Source organism: Saccharothrix carnea, from assembly GCF_003014735.1.
In the GTDB taxonomy this organism is placed as follows: Bacteria; Actinomycetota; Actinomycetes; order Mycobacteriales; family Pseudonocardiaceae; genus Actinosynnema; species Actinosynnema carneum.
Map to the genome: position 1 here is coordinate 271,394 of NZ_PYAX01000006.1, position 22,117 is coordinate 293,510.

At 73.3% G+C, this 22,117-nt stretch carries 16 protein-coding genes; 1 reads left to right on the forward strand and 15 read right to left on the reverse strand.

The annotated features are described in order from the left end of the window. Positions 1 to 70 precede the first annotated feature (70 nt). Complete coding sequence (locus B0I31_RS19380; RefSeq protein ID WP_106616793.1) at positions 71 to 886, forward strand: dienelactone hydrolase family protein; 816 nt, start codon at positions 71 to 73, stop codon at positions 884 to 886. Between the two features lie 598 nt (positions 887 to 1,484). Here B0I31_RS19380 and B0I31_RS40690 read toward each other — a convergent pair. The 15 genes from B0I31_RS40690 to B0I31_RS19460 form a co-directional block, all read right to left on the reverse strand. Beyond that, positions 1,485 to 1,940, reverse strand: a complete 456-nt coding sequence (locus B0I31_RS40690) for a hypothetical protein (RefSeq protein ID WP_106616795.1) — start codon at positions 1,938 to 1,940, stop codon at positions 1,485 to 1,487. Further along, complete coding sequence (locus B0I31_RS19395; protein ID WP_106616796.1) at positions 1,937 to 4,885, reverse strand: WXG100 family type VII secretion target; 2,949 nt, start codon at positions 4,883 to 4,885, stop codon at positions 1,937 to 1,939. Before B0I31_RS19395 ends, B0I31_RS40690 begins: the two co-directional genes overlap by 4 nt. Next, on the reverse strand, positions 4,885 to 5,187 hold the full coding sequence (locus B0I31_RS19400) for a hypothetical protein (RefSeq protein WP_146173892.1): 303 nt from the start codon (positions 5,185 to 5,187) through the stop codon (positions 4,885 to 4,887). Before B0I31_RS19400 ends, B0I31_RS19395 begins: the two co-directional genes overlap by 1 nt. A 171-nt stretch (positions 5,188 to 5,358) precedes the next feature. Then, on the reverse strand, positions 5,359 to 5,673 hold the full coding sequence (locus tag B0I31_RS19405) for a hypothetical protein (protein WP_181320248.1): 315 nt from the start codon (positions 5,671 to 5,673) through the stop codon (positions 5,359 to 5,361). Positions 5,674 to 5,699: 26 nt separating this feature from the next. Continuing rightward, positions 5,700 to 7,034 (reverse strand): phosphoglucosamine mutase, encoded by a 1,335-nt coding sequence (gene glmM, locus B0I31_RS19410; RefSeq protein ID WP_106617051.1) that lies wholly within the window; start codon positions 7,032 to 7,034, stop codon positions 5,700 to 5,702. A gap of 116 nt (positions 7,035 to 7,150) precedes the next feature. Next, positions 7,151 to 7,768, reverse strand: coding sequence for a 30S ribosomal protein S9 (gene rpsI, locus B0I31_RS19415; protein ID WP_425444376.1), 618 nt, complete (start codon positions 7,766 to 7,768; stop codon positions 7,151 to 7,153). Beyond that, positions 7,765 to 8,208, reverse strand: a complete 444-nt coding sequence (gene rplM, locus B0I31_RS19420; protein ID WP_033436749.1) for a 50S ribosomal protein L13 — start codon at positions 8,206 to 8,208, stop codon at positions 7,765 to 7,767. The genes rpsI and rplM overlap by 4 nt, the downstream gene beginning before the upstream one ends. Before the next feature lie 253 nt (positions 8,209 to 8,461). Further along, positions 8,462 to 8,740, reverse strand: coding sequence for a WXG100 family type VII secretion target (locus B0I31_RS19425; protein WP_245950101.1), 279 nt, complete (start codon positions 8,738 to 8,740; stop codon positions 8,462 to 8,464). Positions 8,741 to 8,820: 80 nt separating this feature from the next. Next, the gene (locus tag B0I31_RS19430; protein WP_106616799.1) at positions 8,821 to 9,132 is read right to left on the reverse strand and encodes a WXG100 family type VII secretion target; all 312 of its coding nucleotides are present in this window, start codon (positions 9,130 to 9,132) and stop codon (positions 8,821 to 8,823) included. 146 nt (positions 9,133 to 9,278) lie between these two features. Then, the gene (locus B0I31_RS19435) at positions 9,279 to 9,701 is read right to left on the reverse strand and encodes a hypothetical protein (protein WP_146173893.1); all 423 of its coding nucleotides are present in this window, start codon (positions 9,699 to 9,701) and stop codon (positions 9,279 to 9,281) included. Between the two features lie 16 nt (positions 9,702 to 9,717). Continuing rightward, positions 9,718 to 11,514: a type VII secretion-associated protein gene (locus B0I31_RS19440; protein WP_106616801.1), complete on the reverse strand. Its 1,797-nt coding sequence runs from the start codon at positions 11,512 to 11,514 to the stop codon at positions 9,718 to 9,720. A 174-nt stretch (positions 11,515 to 11,688) separates the two neighbouring features. Beyond that, positions 11,689 to 14,439 carry an AfsR/SARP family transcriptional regulator gene (locus B0I31_RS19445; protein WP_106616802.1) on the reverse strand — a complete coding sequence of 917 codons (2,751 nt, stop codon included), beginning with the start codon at positions 14,437 to 14,439 and terminating at the stop codon, positions 11,689 to 11,691. Beyond that, positions 14,436 to 17,144: an AfsR/SARP family transcriptional regulator gene (locus tag B0I31_RS19450; RefSeq protein ID WP_106616803.1), complete on the reverse strand. Its 2,709-nt coding sequence runs from the start codon at positions 17,142 to 17,144 to the stop codon at positions 14,436 to 14,438. The genes B0I31_RS19445 and B0I31_RS19450 overlap by 4 nt, the downstream gene beginning before the upstream one ends. 62 nt (positions 17,145 to 17,206) lie before the next feature. Beyond that, the gene (locus tag B0I31_RS19455) at positions 17,207 to 19,120 is read right to left on the reverse strand and encodes an AfsR/SARP family transcriptional regulator (RefSeq protein ID WP_106616804.1); all 1,914 of its coding nucleotides are present in this window, start codon (positions 19,118 to 19,120) and stop codon (positions 17,207 to 17,209) included. Between the two features lie 54 nt (positions 19,121 to 19,174). Further along, a complete protein-coding gene (locus B0I31_RS19460; RefSeq protein ID WP_106616805.1) occupies positions 19,175 to 21,886 on the reverse strand; it encodes an AfsR/SARP family transcriptional regulator in 2,712 nt (903 codons plus the stop codon). Positions 21,887 to 22,117 lie beyond the last annotated feature (231 nt).

The following is a 22,117-nucleotide window of genomic DNA, read 5'->3' on the forward strand; positions in this document are numbered from 1 at the left end:
TCAGGACGCGAATTGGTGTAGACCAATCTGACCGTGCGCGCCGCCACCACGATCGACTACCGTTCGCGGGGTGAGCGGCTACTCGGCGAAGCAGGTGCTCGACCAGCTCAGCAGGCCCGGTGAGCACCCCGTGCTGCGCGGCGACCTGGCGTTGGTCGGGCTTCCGGGCCTGGTCTACACGCCCGCGGTCGGGTTGGGGCTGCCCGCGGTGGCGTTCGGCCACGGCTGGTTGCAGCCGGTCAACCGCTATCGCGCGCTGCTGCGGCACCTGGCGTCGTGGGGTTTCGTGGCCGCCGCGCCGTGGACCCAGCGCGGGCTGCTGATGTCGTCCCGGCTGCTGGCCGGGAACCTGCGGACGGCGCTCGACGTGTGCACCGGCGTGCGGCTGGGTGACGGCGGGATCAGCGTGGACGCGTCACGGCTGGCGGTGGCGGGTCACTCGATGGGTGGAGGCGCGGCGGTGCTCGCGGCGGCGGACGACCCGCGCGTGCGCGCGGTCGTGACGCTGGCCGCATCCGAGACCCGGCCGTCAGCGCTCGACGCGGCCCGCCGGGTGACCGTGCCAGGGCTGCACCTGGCCGGCGGGGAGGACCGCATCGCGCCGCCGGTCGGGCACGCGGAGGCGATCGCGGAGGCGTGGCAGGGGCCGGTGCAGCTGCGGTCGTTGCCGAAGACCAGCCACCTGGGGTTCGCGGAGGGGCGGCACTGGAGCGAACTGCTGCTCGACGGCAAGGGTGAGCGGGCGGCGCAGAAGTTGGCGCGGGCGCTGATGACGGCGTTCCTGCTGCGGACGCTCAAGGGCGAGAAGAAGTGGGACGCGCTGCTCGACGGCGACGTGAAGGGCGCTGTCCTCACCGTCCAGCGCGGACCGCTGGTCCGCCACTGAACCACTCCCCCTGACCGCCACCGAGCCGCTCTCCTGATCCCGCGCGCCCTGCCGAATGCGGTGGCCGATCGAGGGTCGGGGCGGAAGCCGGTGGCCGGTCGGGGTCAGGTCGGGGCGCAGTAGCCGGCCGGGGTCGGGGTGCGGTCGGTCGGGGTGCGGTCGCGGTGGGTGCCGGTCGGTCGGGGTGGTCGCGGGTCACGGTGAGGCTGGGGTGCGGCGGCGGGCCGGGCCGGTGCGGGGGTTCGGCGTGTGCTGCGGTGCCGTGTGCGAGTTCCTGCCGTGTGCGAGTCCCTGCCGTGTGCGAGTCCTGCCGTGTGCGAGTCCTGCCGTGTGCGAGTCCTGCCGTGTGGGCCGGGCTGTGGCATGGGCGGGTGGGTGTGGGTGGGGCTGGTCGTTGGTGCTGGGTCCTCCGGCCCCTCGACGTCGTCTGGTGGTGGGTCGGTCGCCTGGTGGGCTGGCCGTCGTGGTGGTCGCGACGGGGCGTGGTTGGCGAGGCGGTCCATATCAACCGAGGTACGGGAACAGTGTTTCCGTACATTTTCGGGCGATGTTCACCCGATTGGGTTGGCAGGCGACTGGTCGAGGGGCGGAGGGGTGGTCAGGTCAGCCAGCTCTGGCCGCCGAAGTCGTCGTCATCGTCCACCGGTGCCGGGCGGCGGGGGGCCGTTGGGCGGGGTGGTGGCGGCGGTGGGGCCGGCGCGGCCACGGGAGGTTGGGGTGGTGGCGGTGGGGTCGGGCTCCACGCCGTGTTCACCGGCGGCGGGGTTTCATAGGTCGGCTCGTCGTCTTCCGTGCCGAACTTGAACTCGCCGCTCTTCTTCTCCGTCGCCGCCTTCGTGTTCCAACCGCCGGCGGCCTTCTGCGCCTTCTCGGCCTCGTTCAGCCGCTCGACGATCTTCTGCGCGGTCTGCCCCTGCTTGGCGAAGCTGTCGCTCGCCTGCTCCTTCGCCTCACGCGTGCGGCGCTCGCGCAGCTCACGCCGGTCGGCGTGCTCACGCGAAATCTGGTCCATGCGGCTCATCGCCACGGCCAACCTGTCCGACGCGACGCTCATCGGCCCTCCTCACCGAGCACACCCTGGACGCGGCTGAGGCTGACGTCGTCGTCGAAAAGCGACCCGGTCGTGCGCCACTGCCCGGGACTGCTGCGCTCGTTGTCGCCGCCGCCACCCTGCTGACCACCGCCGGCCATGCCGCCACCCATCATCCCGCCGCCCATCATCCCGCCACCGACAGCCGAACCGCCGGACTGGCCCGCGTGGGACTCCTGCATCGACGGGAGCACGGCGGAACCGGCCTGGCCCGCCTGCGAGGCGTTGGTGTCCGACGCCAGGCCCTGGTCGGCGGAACTGGCCGGAGGGCTGTTCCACGTCTGGTCCGAACCCGACGACGACGAACCGCCGCCCAGCACCGAGTCCGCGCCGTTGAAGCCGGAACCGCCGCCGAGCACCGACGCGCCGGACGTCGACGTCGTCCCCTCGGTGTTGGGCTGGCCGAAACCACCACCCCCACCGTCGAACGCGGCTGGGGCCGATGGGAAGCCCATGGCCTGGAACGACTGCGAGGGCGGGCCCTGGAACGCCGAGGGCTCGGTGAAGCCGCCGCTGACCGGGGCCGCGGCGACGCTGCCCGCGAAGCCCGAGTTGTCCGGTGCGGGCATCGTGGTGAACTGCGGTTCGGTGAAGCCGCGGCTGAAGCCCGGGTCGGGCGCGGTCGGCGGGCTGAACTGCGGCTCGGTGAAGCCACCGCCACCCGCACCACCGGAGAAGCCCGGGTCGGGCGCGGACGGAGGGGCGGACTGCGGTTCGGTGAAACCGCCACCGGAGAAGCCCGGGTCCGGCGCCGTGGGCGGGGCGAACTGCGGCTCCGTGAAGCCACCGCCGCCCGCGAAGCCCTGGTCCGGGGCGAACTGCGGCTCGGTGAAGCCGATGGCCGGTTCCGGTTGGCCGATCAGCGGTTCCGCCGGGGCCGGCATGGTGGTGACGTCGGACGGCAGGTCGCCGCTCGGCACGTCGGCGGGCAGCGGCACGGCGTTGTCCAGGCCCGGGACGGTCGGCATCTCACCGGCGCCGGAGTCGGGGGTGTCCTCGCCGAACTCCACGCCGTACTCCTCGGGCGTGCCGTCGCCGTTGTCGACGGTGAGGTTGATCTCACCGGTCAGCGGGTCGACCTCGGCGGTGATGGCCAGGCCGTCCAGCTCGATCAACGCCTTGCCGTCCGCGCCGGCCTCGATCGGAATCGCGCCGTTCGCGCCACCCTCGGCCGGGCCGCCGACCGCGCCGATCGCGGCACCGGGCGTACCGGGGGTGCCGCCGGCCGCGCCGGGCACGCTGACCGTGGTTGCCGTCGCACCGGCCAACGCGCCCGCCAGCGCCGCCCCGCCGTTCTGGCCCATGAGGGCCTTCAACGCGTCGGGGTTGTTGCTGAAGTCGACGTCGTAGGTCTTCGGCTCGCTCTGCGGCGTGTCGACGGTGATCTGCACGTGGCCGTTCTCGTCCGGCTCCGTGATCTTGATCTCGTTGTCGCCGCTCTTGATGGTGACGGTCTCCGGCGCCTCTTCGTCGCCCTTCAACCCGTCTGGCTTGCCGGCCTGGTCGTCCGGCTTGCCGTCGCCGTCGAGGTCGTCGATCTTGCCGTCGCCATCGGTGTCGCCGGGCAGCTTGATCTCGTCCGGCTTGCCGTCGCCGTCCTTGTCCAGCGGGTTCTCCGGCTTCGGCATCTCGGGCACGGACGGCGTGCCGCCGCCGCCACCGGAACCGCTGCCGCCGCCACCCGTGCCGCCACCGGTGCCGCCACCGCCACCGGTGCCACCGCCGGTGTCGCCACCCTTGTCCCCGCCCTTGTCGCCGCCTTCTTCACTCGCGGCCGCGGGGAACGGGTTCTCGAACTCCGCCATGTAGTTGGCGAGGGTCTCCCACTGGGCGTCCACGGAGGACTTGGTCTCCGTGCAGCACGTCTTGAACTGCTCGTAGAGCTGCCAGAACTCGCGGTTGAACGAGTCGCGGATCCACTTCTTGCACTGGTTGATCGCGTAGTCGCGGTTCTCGTCGTTCAGGGTGCAGTCGTCGGAGTGGATCCGGTCGGCGATGTTGCTGCCGGTCTTCGAGTCCACCCAGCCGGCGATCTCCAGCACGCGGTCCTTGGAGTAGTCGCCCTCGCCGCGCGCGAACGACACGACCTTCTCCGCCATGTACGTGTCCGCCTGGCCGATCTGCTCCCGGTACATGCCGAGGACCTCGTCGGCCTTGCTCTTGCACAGCTGGTACACGCCGCGGACCGCGGTGCGGGTCAGCTTGGCCGCGCCTTCGAGCGCGTCGCCGAGTTCCGTGATCTTCGGCGAGAGCTCGCCGGTGTAGTGCTCGTGGGACTTGGTGGCCGCCTCGCCCTCCCACTCGCCGTACAGGGCCTTGAGCTGACCGTCGACGTCCGACTTCATGTCGTCGATCTTGGTCTTGGCGGTGCTGAACTCGTCGGCTTCCATGAGCAGCTTGTGGAAGTTGATCCCGCGCTGCTCGTCGTACGGCTTCTGGATCTGCTCGGCGTAGTTGATCGCCGTGGTGTTGCCCATGCAGTCGCCCGGCCGGTTGTTCCAGATGCCCTCGAACTTCTCGAACACCTTCAAGCCGGCCTTGCCCGCGTCGAACAGCTCGTCGGACAGCTTCACGCCCGCGCCGGACGACGTCGGCGGCTGCTTCGAGTCCAGGTCCTGCTGGCCGTCCTGGACGGCCTTGGTCTGCTCCTGGCTGTTGTAGCTGTTGGACTCGCCCTCGGCCTTGGCCTCGTCGTAGCGGTTCTGCAGGCCGTCGTCGGCACCGGCGTGGTCGCCCCAGTCCCACAGGCTCGACGTGTCGTAGCGGTCCTTGTAGGTGTTGGCCTCGTCCGGGATGTTCCACGGCGCGGTCGAGGACACGTAGGCGTGCATGAGCTCCGCCTTCTTGTCCTCCGACACGTTCGGGTCGTCGAGAACGGCCTTGACGTCGTTCCAGCTCGGCTCGGCCATCAGTACTGGCTCCCCAAGTCCGCGGCGTTGGTGGATTCGACATCGCCGTAGGTCGAGGCACCGGAAGCGATCTTCCCGGCGAATCCGCCGAGCACGCTGGTCATGTTCGCGATGCCTTTGCCGAAGTTGTCGATGCCCGTTTTGTAGTTGGCGAAGTGCTGCTGGTGCGCTTCACCGAAATCACGGGCGATCGTCTGGGTCTGACCGACGTCCTTCAATCCGTCGGCCGTCTCCTTCGCCGCATCGGAAATGCCCTTCGAGGCTTTTCGCATCGCCTCGGTACTGGTGCCGTAACCGGCCACGGCGCTCCACTCCCCTCCGTGGCTCGAAGGCCACGCCCCAACTCGACGACTCGCCCCTTTTCGACGCGACGCTTCGGTGTGCGGTTCCCATCGTCGCAGCCCACCGGGCCGGCTGACGGTGGTTCTGCGCTGGTCCTTGCAGGTGTAAACGCCGGCGCGCGGACGTCGGCCCTACCGGGGCGGTGGCGGCGGGCCGTTCGGCGGCTGGGGCGGCTGGTAGCCCTGGGGAGGCGGCGGGTTCTGGCCGTGGGGTGGCTGCGGGTACGGCGGCTGACCCGGGTACGGGCCGCCCGGCTGGGGACCGCCCGGGAACTGCTGACCGGGGAACTGCTGGCCCGGGTAGGGCTGACCGGGGTGTTGGCCGGGGTGGGGAGGGCGAGGGGCCTGCTTGTTCCCGCTCTTCTTCACCAGCACGACGATCCCCACGACGATGCCGATCACCACCAGCGCGATGATCACCATCTCGGCGTAGCCGATGTTGCCCATCCCCGAACCCCCGAACGACTCGCCCGTCAGTGCACCGAGGAAACCACACCGGCCAGTCGCTGTGCCGCGGACTCGGCCAGTTCGTGCGTGGCGGCCTCGACCATGACGCGCACCAGCTGCTCGGTCCCGGACGGGCGCAGCAGCACCCGGCCCGTGTCGCCCAGCTCGGCCGTCACGGCGGCGACCGCCTCGCTGACCGCGGCGTCCTTGGCCACCGCCGCCTTGTCGCCGACGACCACGTTGATCAGCACCTGCGGCAGGCGGTGCATCACGGCCGCGAGTTCGGCCAGCGGCTTGCCGGTCTCCGCCATCCGCGCCATCAGCCGCAGCGCGGTCAGCAGGCCGTCACCGGTGGTGGCGTGCGCCGGGAGGATCACGTGCCCGGACTGCTCACCGCCCAGCGCGAACCCGCCCGCGCGCAGCTCCTCCAGCACGTAGCGGTCGCCGACCGCGGTGGTCTTGAGGGCGATGCCGTGCTCGCGCATCGCCAGGTGCAGGCCGAGGTTGCTCATCACGGTCGCGACCAGCGTGTCGTCGGTCAGCTCGCCGGCTTCCTTCATGCCGAGCGCCAGCACCGCCATGACCTGGTCACCGTCGAGGTCGTTGCCGTCCGCGTCGACCGCGACGCAGCGGTCCGCGTCACCGTCGTGCGCGATGCCCAGGTCGGCGCCGTGCTCGACCACCGCGGCACGCAGCTTCGCGACGTGGTTGGAGCCGCAGTCGTCGTTGATGTTCAGCCCGTCCGGTGTGGTGTGGATCTCCACGACGTCGGCGCCCGCACGGCGGTAGGCGTCCGGCGCGGCCACGGACGCGGCGCCGTTCGCGCAGTCCACCACGACCTTCAGGCCGTCCAGGCGGTGCGGCGTCACCTTCAGCAGGTGCTGCACGTACTGGCCCTCGGCGTCCTCGATGTCGCGGACGCGGCCGATGCCCGCGCCGGTCGGCCGGTGGTCGCGCTCGCCCAGCTTCTGCTCGATCTCGTCCTCGACCGCGTCGGGCAGCTTGTGCCCGCCCGCGGCGAACAGCTTGATGCCGTTGTCGGGCATCGGGTTGTGCGAGGCGGAGATCATCACGCCGACGTCCGCGCCCAGCGCCGACACCAGGTAGGCGACCGCCGGGGTGGGCAGCACGCCCGCGCGCAGCACGTCCGCGCCCGCCGACGTGAGGCCGGCCACCACCGCCGCCTCCAGCATCTCGCCGCTGGCCCGCGGGTCGCGGCCGACCACCGCGACCGGGCGGTGCGAGCGGTCGTGCTCGGCCAGCACCCGGGCCGCCGACGCGGCGATGGACAGCGCGAGTTCGGGGGTCAGGTCCGCGTTGGCGAGACCGCGTACGCCGTCAGTGCCGAACAGCCGAGCCATGATCGCCGTGACCTCCATGCACACAAAACAAACGGGGGAGAAAAGCACTGCGGGAGCAGCAGTTCGACGAAGAACTGACTGCTCCCGCAGGGATGGTGCTCGCTCGACCAGGAAGGTCAGCGCTTGCTGTACTGAGGCGCCTTGCGGGCCTTCTTGAGACCGTACTTCTTCCGCTCCTTGACCCGGGGGTCACGGGTGAGGAAGCCGGCCTTCTTCAGCACCGGGCGGTCCTCGGAGTCGACGGCGATCAGCGCACGCGCGATCGCGAGGCGCAGCGCACCGGCCTGGCCGGTGGTGCCGCCGCCGCGCAGGTTCGCGATGACGTCGAACGTCTCCGGCTTCTCCGTCGTCACCAGGGGCTCACGGATGAGCTGCTGGTGCACCTTGTTCGGGAAGTAGTCCTCGAGGGACTTCCCGTTCAGGGTGAACTTGCCGGTGCCGGGGAGGAGCCGCACGCGGACGATGGCCTGCTTGCGCCGGCCGACCGTCTGCGCGAGGTGGTGCGCACCCGCGTTGAGGGTGTGCCGCACGACGGGCGCGGCCTCGACCTCGGCGTCCTCGACCTCGTCCGCCTCGGCGGCGGGGGTCTCGGCTTCGGTGGCCTCGGCCTCGGTGGCTTCCGCCTCGGTGGCCTCCGCCTCGACGGCTTCGGTCTCGACAGCGTCGGTCTCGACGGCGTCGGTCTCGGCCTCAGGGGTCGTCACGTCGATGTCCTCGGTCTGCTGCTCGGTCACTGGGCGACCTTCTTGATCTCGAACGGCTGCGGCTGCTGCGCAGCGTGCGGGTGGTTCGGGCCCGTGTAGACCTTGAGCTTGCCCGCGATAGCGCGGCCGAGGCGGTTCTTGGGCAGCATGCCCTTGATCGCCTTCTCGACCAGCCGGTCGGCGCGGGTGTCGAGCACCTCGCCGAACGAGCGCTGGCTCAGGCCGCCCGGAAAACCGGAGTGCCGGTACACGAACTCCTGGTCACGCTTCTTGCCGGTCAACGCCACCTTGTCCGCGTTGATGACGATGACGAAGTCACCGGTGTCAACGTGTGGGGCGTAAGTCGGCTTGTGCTTGCCGCGCAGCAGCGTCGCGGCCTGGGTGGCGAGCCGACCGAGCACCACGTCCTGGGCGTCGATCACGTGCCAGGTTCGGGTCACCTCGCCGGGCTTCGGGCTGTACGTGCGCACGGGTCTACCTCGTCGTCACTTGCGTCTGGGGTCATTGCGGCGGCTGCTCAGGCCAGAGACCCCAGGTGGGCAGAGGACCAGAACACGAGGTACGCATAGTGCGCACCAGTTACCGCACAACAACGTAGGAAGATACCGGTTGAGGTCGGCGTGGGTCAAAACGGGGCCCCTCAACCGGGCCGGAACAGACGCGTGGCCCCGGAACCTCGAGGTTCCCGGGGCCACGCGAGGGGTCACGCTGGGGTGACCTGGGTCACCAACGAGCGGAGTTCTTCTGCTCCGCCGCGTTGTAGGCGTCGTTGGCCGACGCGACCGCGGCACCGACCGACGCCAGCACCTGCTGGAGGTCGCCCGCCGACTGGTTCCACTTGGCCTGCGCCTCGGCGTAGGCGCCGGACGAGGCACCTTCCCACTGCGCGATGACCGGGTCGATGCGGGACTTCAGGTCGTCGAGGGCCTGCTGGACCTGGCTGGCCTGGCTGGCGATGTCACCCGCGGCCGTCCCGAGGGCCGCGAAATCAACCTTGATCATGTCGTTCATGGAATCCCCTTGAGGTCAAAACCGAAATGAGCAATTGGTGAACAGGTGGGGCGAGCGAAGAAAATGCTCGATCAGCCGCCGAGGCGACCCATGATCTGCGACATCTCCTGCGCCTGCTCCTGCTCCTGCTGCACGTAGGTCTGCGTCGTGCCGGTGATCTGCTCGGCGATGGAGACCAGGGCCTCCTGCAGCTTCGCGGCGTCGTCGTTGAAGCGCTCCATCAGCCGGCCGAACGCGGTGGCGGCCTCGCCCTTCCACGCGCCACTCACCGAGTCGATGGTGTTGCGCAGGTTGTTCAGGATGCCCTGAACGCCGTCGTTCGTGGACATGATGTCCTTGGCAGCGTTCTCGAGCTCCGGAATTCCGGTTGCGTAACCAGCCATTGGTCGCGACCCCCTAGGTCGTTGAGATCAGGCGTTCTTGGTTCGTACGCCTCTTACGACGCAGACCCTGCCATGGTCGGTTCCGTGCTGTCGCGACTTCTCGGGAAGTCGTTGCGGTTGTAAACGCGCCGGGTCGCCGAGCACCCTCAGTAGAGGATTCGCGCTTGCGAAAAGTCCTCGTCATCGCCCCTTTCGGGGGGCAGTTGACCACTGGGGCCCGCCACCGCGCGGGAACCGAGCACCGGGCGCGGTGGAACCGCATTTGCATTCGCGTCCGTTTGCTCTCGCGATTTCTCGGGCGAGAGCAGTTCGGCGCCCGGTGGCAACTGCTCCACCGGCAGGCCGCGGTGCTGCCGGAAACCGGTGGCGACCCGCTGGACGTCCGGTGACGTGGGCGCGTGCCGGTCGGGCTGGACCTGCCGCGCCTTGGCCTGCTCGGCGAGCCGCCGGTTCCGCTCGCGCTGGGCGGCGTTCTTCTCGCCCGCGGCGGCGGCCGCGCGCCGGCCTCTGGTCACCGCCGCTTCGAGGTCGGAGCGGAACCGGGCGAAGGCCTCCGGGATGCCGGTCATCACATTCCCCACAAAGTCACTTGGTCACGGTCAGCGTGCCGACCACCTGCTCGCACGCGGGGCGGACCCGGTCGTGCCCGTCCCGCGGGTACTGGCACCCGACGCTGACCTGGACGTCGTCCTGGAACAGCACGTACCAGTCGATGACGGCCGACCCCACCTCTTCCCGGTAGTAAACGACATCCTTGGCGGCGAAGTCGGCGGAAGGGTCGAAATCGGACACGTTCTCGCGCTGGTCGTACTGGCCGCGCAGCTCGGCCTCGGCCCGCGGCCGGTCGTCGGTGGCGTTGTAGTTGAGCACCCGCTCCTCCACCGCGATGACGTCCAGGTCCGACTCGGGCGCCTCGGGTTTGAGCAGCACCTTGCGGGTCTCGACCTGGCCGCCGGTCTGCTGCCAGCCGCTGGGGGCGACGAAGCTGTAGTCGTACTGCGCGATGGTCTTGCCACCGGCGGTGGTGGACGGGGTGGTGGGACCGCCGGTCGTGGTGTCGTCCCTGGTCAACGCGTACGCCACGGACGCACCGACGACAGCGACCACCACGGCGGCGACGACCACCAGCAGCGGCACCCGGCTGCGGCGCGGCGGCACGGGCGCGGGACCGGTGGCGGTCGGCGGGAAGTAGGACGGCTGCGGGAACCCGGCCGGCGGCGAGGGCGGCGTGATCCGCCGGGTGATCTTGCGGGTCTGGTCGTCGGTGATCTTCTGGGTGACGTCGCCCTGGCCGGGCGGGAGCGCGCCGGTGCGCAACGGGTCCACGCTCACCGCCCGCAGCGCGCCGCGGGCCACCACGGTCTCCGGCTGGTCGATGCTCGTCGGCACCACGCCGGACTGCTCCAGCACCAGCCGCGCCACCAGCGGGATGCGGCTGGAACCGCCGACCAGGAACACGCCGGCGAGGCCGCGCGGGTCGAGGCCCGCGTCCCGCACCGCGGTCACCACGAGCGCGGCGGCGCGGGTGAGCGGCGTGGTGATCAGGCGTTCCAGGTCGGTGCGGGTGACGTGGGCGTCGGGGAACGGCGGCGGCATCGGCACGTCGGTGTAGGCGTGCCGGGACAGCGTCTCCTTCGCGCCGCGCACGTCCTGGCGCAGCACCCGGCGCTTGCGCCGGTCGGCCAACTCCCGACCCTCCACGAGCTGCCGCCACGCCTCCGGGTCGCCGGGCGAGACCAGCGAGCCGACGTGCTCCAGCAGCGCCTGGTCGACGTCCGCGCCGCCGAAGCCGGGGTCGCCCTTGGTGGCCAGCACGCGGAACGTGCCGCCCCGGCGGGCCACCACGCTGGCGTCGACCGTGCCGCCGCCGAGGTCGAGCACGGCCAGCGCCGCGCCGTCCGGGATGGCGTGGGTCGCCGAGTGGAACACCGCCGCCGCGACCGGCTCCGGCACCAGCCGGACCTCCTGGCCGAGGCCCCGTGCGGCCTGCAGCAGCACCCTCGTGCGGATCGCGCCCCAGTCCGCCGGGTGGGTGAGCACGAGCAGGTCGACCCTGGCGCCGCCCGCCACCCGCCGCGCCTCGTCCACGGCCCTGGTCAGCACGGCCCGCACGACGTCGACCACCGGCAGCACGCTCGTGCCGAGCAGCAGTTCGCGCTCGTCGACGCGGCGCTTGGGGTGCGGCTCGTAGCGGGACGGGTCCACCGCCGCCTGGCGCTCGGCCTCCTGGCCGACGAACAGCGTGCCGTCCGCCGCCGCGAACACCGCGGAGGGCACGATCGGCTGCCCGTCGACCACCACGACCTGCGGTTCGCGACCGTGGCGCGACAGGGCGACGCAGGTGCTGGACGTGCCGAAGTCCACCGCCACGTGCAAGCTCATCCGTCATCCCCTCGTCGGCCGGGGCGGGCCTGCATATGCATACCTCACCGCACCGACGCCCCGCCGCCGGGTCGCGGTGGTCGGCGGGGCGCGGTGATCGGCGGGGTGCGCCGGTGGTCGGCCGTCGTGCTCGGCGTGGGCCTGCGGTTCCGCGGCCGGTGGTGGGTACGTGCGTCACCCCACCTTGGGCCGGATGCGGTCCGCCGCGCTGTGCCCCAGGTCGTCCAGCACGACCACCGCTTCCTGCCACCTCCGCCGCGCCGCCGCACCGTCGCCCGCGGCGTGGAGGGTGTCGCCGAGGCGGTCCAGGGTCATCGCCTCCTCGAAGCGCTCCCCCACGGCGCGGTACTGCGCGAGGGCGTTCTCGTAGCAGCGCGCGGCTTCGCCGAGGTCGTCCAAGTGGTGGTTGATGTAGCCCAGGCTGTCCCAGATGGCCGCCTCGCCGGCCTGGTCGTCACCGGTCTCCTGGTGCAGCGCCAACGACCGCAGGCAGTGGTCGAGCGCGGTGCGGTGGTCGCCGAGCAGGGCGTGCAGCCAGCCGACGGAGTTCAGCATGCGGCGGTAGGACGCGGCGTCACCCAGTTCCTCCCGGAGCCGGAGGGCCTGTTGGGCGTGGTGCAGCGCGTCGGCGTGCCGTTCGTCGTACTCGTAGAGGATTGCGAGGTCGCCGTGCAGGTTGGCCCGGGCCCTCGGGTCACCCGCCGCCAGCTCCAGCGCCTGTTCCAAGTGCGATTCCGACTCGCCGGAGTGCTCCAGCGTGCGGTGGATCCGCCCCAGCCCGCGGTGGGCCGTCGCCTGCGCCGCGTCGTCGCCGAGCCGGCGGGCCGCGTCGAGGGCGAACCGGTGACACCGCAGGGCCTCCTGCCAGTAGCCCCGCCTGCCGCAGAACGACGTGATCGACGCGGTGAGCCGCCAGGTGTGCGCGTCGAAGCCGTGCCGGAACGCGTGCTCGACCACCCGGAACACCGTGGCCTTCTCCAGTTCGAGCCAGGCCAGCGCGTCGTCGTGGTCGGCGGCACCGGTGACGACGACGCCCGGCAGCGGCGGGTCGAGGACGACTTCGGTGTCGCGGTAAGGGGCGCGCACGCTCTCCACGGCCGCCACCGCGTGCAGGTAGTGGTCGAGCAGGCGGTGGACGGCGGCGCGGCGCGCGGGCTCGTCGACGCGCTCGGCGACCACCTCGCGGGCGTAGGTGTGCACGAGGTCGTGCAGCGAGAAGCGGCTCGGGCGGTGCTCGACCAGCAGGTTCATCCCGCTCAGCTCGCGCAGGCAGGCACGCGCCTCGCGCACCGCGATCCCGGCCAGGCTCGCGACCGCCGGGACCGACACCTCCGGGCCGGGGTGCAGGCCCAGCAGCTCGAACACCCGGCGCGCGGCCGGGGTGAGCCGTTCGGACGACCAGGAGAAGACGGCCTTGACGCTGACCGCGTCGTCACCGATGTCCAGGGCGTCCAGCCTCGTGCGCTCGTCGGCGAGCTCGTCGGCCAGCGCCCGCAGCGGGAACTCCGGGTGCGCGGCGGCCCGTGCGGCGACCACCGCCAACGCCAGCGGCAGCCCCGCGCAGTGCTCGACCACGTCCCGCGCGGCCCCGGGCTCGGCCGCCACCCGGTCCGCGCCGAGCTGCCGTTCGAGCAGCGCGAACGCGTCGGCGTCGGCCAGCACGCCCAGCGCCAGCGGCCGGGCGCCTTCCCGGACGATCAGCCCGTCCAGCCGGCGGCGGCTGGTCACCACGGTGAAGCACCCCGGTCCGCTCGGCAGCAGTGGGCGGACCTGCTCGCTGTCGCAGGCGTTGTCCAGCACGACCAGGATCCGCCGGTCGGCCATCGCGCCCCGGTACAGGTTGACCAGCTCGTCCGACGTCGACGGCAGCCCTTCCCGCGCCACGCCCAACGCGCCGAGGAAACCCCGCAGCGCCTCGTCGGGGCCCACCGGGGCGCCGCTCGGGTCGAACCCGCGCAGGTCGACGTAGAGCTGCCCGTCCGGGAACCGGTCGCCGTGCCGCGCGGCCCAGTGCAACGCCAACGTGGTCTTGCCGATGCCGGCCGCACCGTCGACCGCGGAGATCACCACCGCGCCGCCGTCCGCCGGTGCCGCGTCGAGCAGCCCGCCCAGCACGTCCAGCTCGTGCCGGCGACCGACGAAGAACCTGGTGTGCACCGGGAGCTGCCGCGGCACGGGCACCGCCTGCCCGCCAGCCGCGGCCGTCGGCCCGGACGTCAGGATCCGCTGGTACAGCTCCTGCAACCGCGGCGCCGGGTCCACGCCGAGCTCGTCGACCAGCCGCCCGCGCAGCGCGTCGTAGGCGGCCAGCGCCTCCGCCTGCCGGTCGGACCCGGCCAGCGCCAGCATGAACTGGCCCCAGAACCGCTCCCGCAACGGGTACCGCCCGGTCAGCACGCGCAACTCGGCGACCAGCTCGCCCGTCCGGCCCGCCGCCAGGTCGGCGTCGATCCGGCGTTCCAGGGCGGTCAGCCGCTCCTCCAGCAGCGGCGCCACGGCCTCGGCGTGCAGCACGTCCGACCGCACGTCCGACAGCGGTTCGCCCCGCCACAGCGCCAGCGCCTCGGCGAACCGGCCCCGCCCGGCCAGGTCGCGGAACCGGGTGAGGTCGAGTGCGTCGGGCGGGACCTCGGCCAGGTAGCCGTTCGTGGTCGTGCGCACGACGTTCGCCTCGCCCAACGCCTGGCGCAGCCGCCGCACCACCATCTGCAACGTCGCCTTGGCCCGGTCCGGGTTCGGCACCCGGCCGTCCCACAGCCGGTCGACCAGGTCGTCCGCCGGCACCGGCCGGTTGGCGTCCAGCAGCAGGACCGCCAACAGCAGCCGGGCCCGACCGGCGGGAACCGGCACGAGCACGTCGCCGTGCCAGACCTCCAGCGGACCGAGGACGTTGAACCTGGTCGTCGTCTTCCCCACCGCGGTCATGCCTGTTCTCCGAGTTCGCGTCGCACATCGTCGGCCGCAGGGTGCCGGAGGTCCTCGAAGATGGCCAGCGCGTTGCGCAGCGCGGCACGGGCCGCTTCCCGGTCACCCGCGCGCCGGTGCGTCTCGCCGAGGTCCCGCCACACGCCGGCTTCGTAGTACCGGTCTCCCGACCGCGCGAAGAGGTCCAGGCTCTTGCGGATCATGGTCAGCGCGTCGTCCAACCGGCCCAGTTCGCGGTAGGCGAGGCCCAGGGTGCCGAGTGCGGCGGCGTGCCCGGGCAGATCGGTCAGCTCCTCGTACCGCTCGATCGCGTCCGCCGCGTGGCGCACCGCCTCCTCGTGCCGGCCGAGCAGGTGGTAGCTCCACGAACTGGACGTGAGCGCGCGGGCCTGCCCGTGCGCGTGGCCCAGTTCCCGGAACAGCTCCAGCGCGTCCAGTTGCAGCGGCAGCGCCTCGGCGGACGCCTGGTGGACCCCGCTGAGGTTCACCAGCACGTAGCCCTCCGAGACGCGGTCGCCGAGGTCGTGGAACAGGCGCCGGGCGGTGTCGAGGTGCTCTCCCGCCTCGGTCCACCGGTGCAACAACGTCGCCGCCCGGCCCAACCCGCGGTGCATGCCGGCCTGCCCGCGGACGTCGCCGAGCCGTTCCGCCGCGCGCAACGCCTTCCGGCACGCCTCCAGCCACTCCGGCCAGTGCCCGCTGGAGTGGAAGTACGTCGCCGTGCACTCGGGGATCAGCCAGGCTCGGGCGTCGGACGCGTGCTCCGCCGCGTGGCCCGCCACCGCGAGCAACGTCCGGAACTCGGCGCGGTACCAGTCGAGGGCGGCGGCGTGCGACTCGACGCGCTCGGGGCGCACGCCCGGTCGCGGCGGTGGCGGGTCCACCGGCTTGCGCTCGGGGTAGAGCGCCTTGTCGGCCTGCTCGGCGGTGTGCAGGAAGTGGTCGACCAGGCGGGTACCGGCCTCGCGGAGGTCGGCGGCCGGGTGCTGGTCGGCGACCAGGTCGGCGGCGTACGCGCGGAGCAGGTCGTGCAGCGCGTACCGGCCCGGCACGTGCTCGGCGACCAGGTGCGCCCGCGTCAGCTCCACGAGCGCACGGCGTGCCTCGGTGACCGGGAGCGCGGCCAGGCTCGCGGCGGCGGCCGCGGAGAGGTCCGGGCCGGGGTGCGGGCCGAGCAGCCGGAACAGCCGGGCGGCGGTGTCGCCCAGGTACCGGTAGGACCACGAGAAGACGTCCCGGACCGACGTCAGCCGGTCACCGGTGTCCAGCGCGTCGAGCCGCGTGTGGTCGGCCGCCAGTTCGTCGGCGAACGCGCGCAGCGGCGCCGAGGGTTCCGCCGCCGTGCGGGCCGCCACGACGGCCAGCGCCAGCGGCAGGCCCGAGCACCGGGCGACGAGCCGGTCCACCGCTTCGGGCTCGACCGCCGACCGGGCCCGTCCGACCCCCGCCTCCAGCAGCGCCACGGCCTCGTCCCGGTCGAGCAGGTCCAGCCGGACCGGCCGGGCGCCTTCCCGCACGACCAGGCCGGTGAGCCGGTCGCGGCTGGTGACCAGCACCAGGCAGCCCGGCGTGCCGGGCAGCAGCGGGCGGACCTGGTCGGCGTCACGGGCGTTGTCCAGCACCACCAGGACCTTCCGGTCGGCCAGCAGGCTGCGGTACAGCGACGCCTGCGCCTGCACCGCCGGCGGTATCCGGGACGGCGGCACGTCGAGCGCTTCGAGGAAGCCGCGCAGGGCGTCCGTCGGCGACATCGGCCGGCCGGACGGGTCGTACCCGCGCAGGTTGACGTACAGCTGGCCGTCCGGGAACCGCGGTGCGACCTCGTGCGCCCAGTGCACCGCGAGCGCCGTCTTCCCGATGCCCGCCGGGCCGTTGATCGCCGAGATCCCCACCGTGGAGCCGGAGACGGCGGCGTCCAGCTCGCGCAGGGCGCGGTGACGTCCGACGAAGATCCGCGGCCGGACGGGCAGCTGGCGCGGTACCCCGGCGCGGTGCGGCGGCACGGCCGGCTCGTCGGTCAGGACCCGCTGGTGCGCCTCGCGCAGCGCCGGACCCGGTTCGACCCCGAGTTCCTCGGCCAGCAGCGAACGCACCTCCCGGTAGGCGGCCAGCGCCTCCGCCTGCCGCTCCGACCGGTACAGCGCCAGCACCAGCTGCGCCCAGAACCGCTCCCGCAACGGGTGCCGCCGGGTGAGCACCCGCAGCTCCTCCACCACCTCCGGCGCCCGACCCGCCGCCAGGTCGGCGTCGAGGCGTTGTTCGAGCACGCCCAGTCGGTGCTCCAGCAGCGGCACGACCTCCTCGCGGTGCAGCAGGTCCGACCGCACGTCCGGCAGCGGGTCACCGCGCCACACGGCCAGCGCCTCGGCGTACCGGCACTGCCCGGCCGACGCGCGGTACCGGTGCAGGTCCAGGCTCCCCGGAGGCACCTCGGCCACATACCCACCGGTGGCGGTGCGGATCACGTTCGCCGCACCGAGCGCCCGGCGCAGGCGGGCGACCGCCATCTGCAACGTCGCCCTGGCCCGCTCGGGGTTGGGCGGCTCGCCGTCCCACAGCCAGTCGACCAGCCGGTCGGAGGGCACGACCTCGCCGGCGCGCAGCAGCAGAGCGGCCAGCAGCGTCCGGCCCAGGCCCGCGGGCACCGGCACGCCACGGCCGTCGACCCGCACCCGGAGCGGGCCGAGGATTGCGAACTCGATCACCAGACCCCCCTAATGCCGTGACCGGGAACCCTCGCCGCGTCTGCCGACGCCCGGCAGGGCGGCTAGCGGGTTGTCCCGGCACGGACCAGCAGCACGAAGGCCTCCCACTCGGCGTCGAGCCAGGCGGAGGCGTCCTCGGCCGACGTGAACTCGTCCGGCCGCACGCAGTCGTGCGCGGGCAGGACCGGCGCGGCCTCGTCGGTCAGCCACCGCACGGCGTTGGCCGCGGTGTGCGCGTACCAGGTCAGCGCACGCCGGTCGGCGGCGTCGACGTCGTCCCCCTCGGCGTCGGCCAGCTCGGCCGCGTACCGCCGCAGCAGCGGGTGCATCGAGTACCGGCCCGACGCGTGCCCGGACAGCAGGTGCGCGGCGGTCAGCTCCGCGATCGCGGCCTCCGCGTCGGGCACGGGCAGGCCGGCCACCGCCGCCGCGGCGGACACCGACGAGCTCGGCACCCGGTGGTGGCCGAGCAGCCGGAACACCCGCGCCGCCATCGGACCCAGCAGCCGGTACGACCACGAGAACACCGTGCACAGCCGGGCGTCCTCCTCGCCCGTGTCCATGTGGTCCAGCAGCTCCTGGTCCACCGCCAACTGGTCGGCGACGTCCGCCAGCGTGAAGTGCGGGTTGACCGCGGCCCGCGTCGCCACCACCGCCAACGCCAGCGGCAGGCCGGCGCACAGCTCCACCAGCGTGCCGGTCGCCGCCGCCTCCTCGGCCAACCGCTCCGGGCCGAGCCTGCGCTCCAGCAGGGCACGCGACTCGACGTCGTCGAGCGGCTCCAGGGTGATCGAACGGGCGCCCAGGCCCGCGAGCCGGTCACGGCTGGTGACCACGACGAACGCGCCGTCCGGCACCAGGGGCCGCACCTGCTCGGCGTCACGGGCGTTGTCGAGCACGATCAGCAGCTTGCGGCCCTCGACCGCGCGGCGGAACGCGGCGACCTGGGCCTCGAACCCCGCCGGGACGGACGGCACGTCCAGCGCGTCCAGGAAACCCCGGAGCACCTCACCCGGCGGCACGGGCTCGGCGGACGGGTCGAACCCGCGCAGGTTCGCGTACAGCCGGCCGCCGGTGAACGCCTCCGCGGCCAGGTTCGCCCAGTGCACGGCGAACGCGGTCTTCCCGACGCCCGCCATGCCGCCGACCACCACGACACCCGGACCCGCCTCGGCACCCGCGGACAGCTCGGCCGACTCCTCGTCACGGCCGACGAAGTACGGCCCGCGCGAGGGCAGCAGGTGCGGCACCACCGACCGCGCCGGCACCAGGTCCGGGTTCGCGAGCAGGATCCGCTCGTGCAGCTCGCGCAACTCGCGCCCCGGCTCGACGCCCAGTTCGCCGGCGAGCACCTCCCGTGCCTCGCGGTAGGCCGCCAACGCCTCCGCCTGCCGCTCCGACCGGTACAGCGCGAGCATCAGCTGCGCCCGGAACCGCTCGCGCAACGGGTGCGCCCTGGTCAACGACCGCAGCTCGGCGACCAGCTCGTGCGCCGCGCCCGCGGCCAGGTCGGCGTCGATCCGCCGGGCCAGCGCGTCGAGGCGTTCCTCCTCCAGCGGCACGACCTCCAGCCGGTGCAACGCGTCCGACCGCACGTCCGACAGCGGCGCGCCACGCCACAGCGCGAGCGCCTCCGCGTACCGCCCGGCGTCCACCAGGGACCGGAACCGGTGCAGGTCCAGCGCGTCGGCGGGCACGTCGGCGAGGTAGCCGCCCGCGGCGGTGCGGACCACGTTCGCCTGGCCGAGCGCGCGGCGCAGCCTGGTCACGGTCATCTGCAGCGTGGCGCGGGCGCGGGCCGGGTCGGGCGCACCGCCGTCCCACAGCCGGTCGACCAGTTCCCCGGCGGTGACGACCTCGCCCGCCCGCAGCAGCAACGCGGCCAGCAGGACCCGTGACTTGCCCGCCGGGACGGCCACCGGCCGGCCCGCGTGCCTGACTTCGAGGGGTCCGAGCACCCTGAACTCAGTCGTCACCCGGCCCCCCTTGCACGGCCACGAGTGTACCGGCGCCGATCACGGGCCGTGACGTCACGACGACGGTCGGCTGATCTCATCGCGCAACGCCTCGGCCGCCGCGGGATCCAGCTCGGTGAAGATCGCCAACGCCTGCCGGGCCGCCTCCTCCGCCTCGCCGACCGCGCCCCGGTCCCTCTCGGCCCGCGCGAGCCGGCGCAGCGTGTTCGCCTCTTCCTCCCGCGCACCGGTCTCGCGCCACAGGGCGACCGCCGCGCGGAACCGCTCGACCGCCTCGGCCGGCCTGCCCGAGTGGTGCAGGGCGTGCCCGAGGCTGTCGAGGGCGTGCGCCTGGCCGGACCGGTCGCCCTCCGCGCGGAACACCTCCAGCGCCTCGCCGCAGCACGCCAGGGCGGCGGCGTGGTCGCCCAGCAGGGTGCGGAACCAGCCGACCGCGTTCACCGCGCCCGCCACCGTGCACGGGTCACCGGTGCCGCGCGACAGCTCCAGCGCGCTCACGCACTCGCGCAACGAGTCGGCGTACCGGCCCTGCCGCTCGAACACCGCCGCCAACCCGCGGTGCGCGCGGGCCCGGCCGGACGCGTCGCCCAGCTCGGCGGCCAGCTCCAGCGCACGGCGGTAGTGGCCCACCGCCTGGTCCGGCTCACCCTCCTCGGTCAGCGCGAGGCCAAGCTCGCGGTGTGCCCGGACCTGCGCATCCAGGTCGCCGAGCCGTTCACCCGACGCCAACGCGATCCGCTGCGTCGCCACCAGGTCCTGCCAGTGGCCGCGGCGCCGGAAGTAGGCGGCGCCCGCCCACGCCAGCCGCCACGCGTGCGCGGGGAAACCGCGGTCGTGCGCACGCCCGACGAGGGTCACCAGCGCCTGGTGCTCGGCCTCGAACCAGGCCAGCGCCTCGCGGTCGTCGGCGAACGGGGTCAGGACCACCGCGTCGTCGGCCGGGTCGAGGTCGAGCGGGTCGCGCCGCGGGTGGAGCAGCCGGTCGGCCCGGTGGGCGGTGTGCACGTAGTGGTCCAGCACTCGGCGCAGCACCTCGTGCCGCTCGGCGTCGTCGTAGTGCTCGCGCGCCTGGTCGGCCGCGTACAGGCAGACCAGGTCGTGCGACGTGATCCGGTCGGGCGAGACCTGGGACAGCAGCCTTGACCGCACGAGCTCCCGCAACGCCTCGCGGGCTTCCGCCAGTGGCAGGGCGGCCAGGCTCGCGACCGCTTCCGCGGTCCGCTGCGGACCGGGGTGCAGGCCGAGCAGGCGGAACACCCGCACGGCGGGCTCGCTCAACTGGCTGCTGGACCAGGACAGCACGGCCCGCACGTCGGTGGTCGGGTCACCGCCGTCCAACGCCGCCAGCCTCGTGCGCTCGTCGGCGAGTTCGGCCGCGAGCGCGCTCAACGGCAACGAGGTGTCCGCCGCGGCACGGGCCGCGACGACCGCCAGCGCGAGCGGCAACCCGCCGCAGTGCGCCACCAGCGCGGCGAACGCCTCCGGTTCGGCGTCCGACCGCGACGCGCCGAGCTGCCGGGCCAGGAACGCCCGCGCCTGCGACTCGGTCAGCAGGTCGAGCGCCAGCGGCACCGCTCCCTCGCGCACGACCAGGCCGCTCAGGTCGTTGCGGCTGGTGACCAGCACGAACGACCGTGCGCCGCCGGGCAGCAGCGGCCGGACCTGGTCGCTGTCGCGCGCGTTGTCCAGCACCACCAGCACCCGCCGGTCGGCCAGCGCGGTCCGGTAGTGCGCGGCGCGGGCGTCCAGCCCCACCGGCACCCGGTCCGCCGCCACGCCGAGCGCCTCCAGGAAACCGCGCAGCGCCTGGTCCGGCGGCAACGGCTCGGCGACCGGGTGGAACCCGCGCAGGTCCACGTACAGCTGCCCGTCCGGGAACCGGTCGGCCACCTGGTTCGCCCACTGCACGGCCAGCGTCGTCTTGCCGACGCCCGCCGCACCACCGATCGCGGAGATCACCACGGCGCCCGCGTCGGCGTCCAGCAGGCCGGTCAGCTCGCGCAGCTCCTCCTCCCGACCGGCGAAGAAGCCGTTGGGCGACGGCAGCTGCCGCGGCACGGGCCGCGCGCCGAGCAGTTCCCGGTGCAGCCGCTGGACGTTCGGGCCCGGCACGACGCCCAGCTCGTCGGCGAGCCGGGACCGCAGCTCCTCGTACGCGGCCAGCGCGAGGTCCCGCCGACCGGCTCGGGACAGGGCCAGCATCAGCAGGCCCCAGAACCGCTCCCGCAACGGGTACCGGCGGGTCAGCGACCGCAGCTCGGGCACCAGCTCGTGCGCCGCGCCCGCCGCCAGGTCCGCCTCGATCCGCCGTTCCCGCACCACCAGGTGCTCCTCCAGCAGGGGCGCGACGTCCTCGGCGTGCAGCACCGGCGACGGCACGTCCGACAGCGGCTCGCCCCGCCACAGCTCCGACGCCGCCGCGAACTCGCCCGCCGCCGCCAGCTCGCGGAACCGCTCGAGGTCCAGCGCGCCGGGCGGGACCTCGGCCAGGTAGCCGTTCGCGGTCGTGCGCACCACGTTCGCCTCGCCCAGCGCCCGCCGCAGCCGCGTCACGACCATCTGCAGCGTCGCCCTGGCCCGGCGCGGGTTCGGCGCGTCACCGTCCCACAGCCGCTCGACCAGGTCGTCCACCGCCACCGGCCGGTTCGCGCGCAGCAGCAACGTCGCCAGCAGCACGCGGGCGCGGCCCGCCGGCACCGGCACGGGCCGGTCGCCCAGCCGCACGTCCAGCGGTCCGAGCACGCCGAACCGGGTGTCCGCCGTCATGCCGGGTTCACCTCCGCGCCGCCCCGTCGTTCCCCCGCAGCATGTGTACCGGACCTCGCGTCCCGCGTCGCCGGAGATTCCCGCACGGCGGTGAGTCCGCCGTGAGCCGTTTGTGAGGTCGTTCGCGCACAGTGGTGACGTTCACCGCCGCGACCCCCAGGGGCCGCGGGGCCTGGCTGGAGATCGAGGGGGGAAGCCGGTCCCGGTGGCAGGTGGGTCGTCGGGGGGCGA